Origin of the sequence: Streptomyces murinus (assembly GCF_002154555.1) — a bacterium.
GTDB classification, from domain to species: domain Bacteria; phylum Actinomycetota; class Actinomycetes; order Streptomycetales; family Streptomycetaceae; genus Streptomyces; species Streptomyces murinus.
Map to the genome: position 1 here is coordinate 1 of NZ_MUNF01001023.1, position 1,930 is coordinate 1,930.

Genomic DNA, 1,930 nt, shown 5'->3' on the forward strand with positions numbered 1-1,930 from the left:
GGGCGGCCGCCGCCCACGCCTGCGGCCGCCCCTTCGCCGCGCGCGAGCCCCAGTCCCTGCCCGGGGCGCACGCGTGGGCGGCCGAGGTCGCCGCGGGCATGGACGCGGGCGTACGCGTCTCGCTGCGCCTGGACCTGTCCGCGTACGACGCCTTCGACACCGGCGCGAGCGCGGGCGCCCGGGCCGCCGGGGCCGCGATCGTGCAGGTCCACAGCCTCGCCGACCCCACCCTCGTGGCCGACGCGGCCGCCCTGTGGGCGGGCGAGGCCGACACCGCCTTCGGCCCCCGTGCCCGGGTGGACGCGGCCCTCGCCGTGCGCCGCGCCGGGCGGGTGTGGCCGCCCCTGGACCGGCTCGCCGAACAGGACGTGCCGGATGTGCTCGCCCTGTCCGAGGAGGAGGTGGGCGACCTGCTCGGCGTCGCGGCGAGCCGCCTCGCCGCCGCCGGGGTCGCCGTGCACTGGCCCCGGGACCTCGCCCGCGACCTGACCGCCACCGCCGAGGTACGGCCCGCACCCGGCTCCGCGACCGACGGCACAGGCTTCTTCGAGAGCGAGGACCTGCTGCGCTTCCGCTGGCAGCTCGCGCTCGGCGGGGACCCGCTGGACGAGGCCGAGATGGACGCCCTCGCCGAGGCCCACCGTCCCGTCGTACGGCTGCGGGACCGCTGGGTGCTCGTCGACCCCGCCCTCGTCCGCAAGGCCCGCAAACGGGAACTGGGCCTGCTCGACCCCCTCGACGCGCTGTCCGTGGCGCTCACCGGCACCGCCGAGGTCGACGGCGAGACCGTCCGGGCCGTGCCCGTCGGCGCCCTCGCCACCCTCCGCGACCGCCTCACCGCCGGTCTGCGACCCGCCGAGCCGCCCCCGGGCCTCGCCGCCACCCTGCGCGACTACCAGCTGCGCGGCCTCGCCTGGCTGGACCTGATGACCTCCCTCGGCCTCGGCGGCTGCCTGGCCGACGACATGGGTCTCGGCAAGACCGTCACCCTCATCGCCCTGCACCTGAAGCGGGCGCGCGGCGAACCCACCCTCGTCGTCTGCCCCGCCTCCCTGCTGGGCAACTGGCAGCGGGAGATCGAGAAGTTCGCCCCCGGCGTCCCCGTCCGCCGCTTCCATGGCACGGAACGCACCCTGGCCGGACTCGACGGCGGCTTCGTCCTGACCACATACGGCACGATGCGCTCCGCCGCGGCCCAACTCGCCGAGCACACCTGGGGGATGGTCGTCGCGGACGAGGCCCAGCATGTGAAGAACCCCTACTCGGCCACCGCCAAGGCGCTGCGCACCATCGAGGCCCCCGCGCGGGTGGCGCTCACCGGCACCCCGGTGGAGAACAACCTCTCCGAGCTGTGGGCCCTGCTCGACTGGACCACCCCGGGACTCCTCGGCCCGCTGAAGTCCTTCCGCGCCCGGCACGCCCGCGCGGTGGAGAACGGCGAGGACCAGGAGGCCGTGGATAGGCTCGGCCGCCTCGTCCGGCCCTTCCTGCTGCGGCGCAAGAAGTCCGACCCCGGGATCGTCCCGGAACTCCCGCCGAAGACCGAGACCGACCACCCGGTGCCGCTCACCCGCGAACAGGCCGCGCTGTACGAGGCGGTGGTGCGCGAGTCGATGCTGGCCATCGAGACCGCCGAGGGCATCGCCCGCAGGGGCCTCGTCCTGAAGCTGCTCGGCGCGCTGAAGCAGATCTGCGACCACCCCGCGCTCTATCTGAAGGAGGCCGGGGCGACCGACCGGCTGGTCCACCGCTCGGGCAAACTCGCCCTGCTGGACGAGTTGTTGGACACGGTCCTCGCCGAGGACGGCTCGGTGCTCGTCTTCACCCAGTACGTCGGCATGGCGCGGCTCATCACCGCCCACCTGTCCGCCCGCGCGGTCCCCGTGGAGCTGCTGCACGGCGGCACCCCGGTGCCGCCGTGCAGCAGCTC

The 1,930-nt window shown here is 75.4% G+C and carries 1 protein-coding gene; it reads left to right on the top strand.

All coding sequences use genetic code 11. The features are described 5' to 3' along the window. Positions 1-1,930: DEAD/DEAH box helicase (locus CCN72_RS37405; RefSeq protein WP_107430315.1), on the top strand; the 1,930-nt coding region annotated here is incomplete at both ends.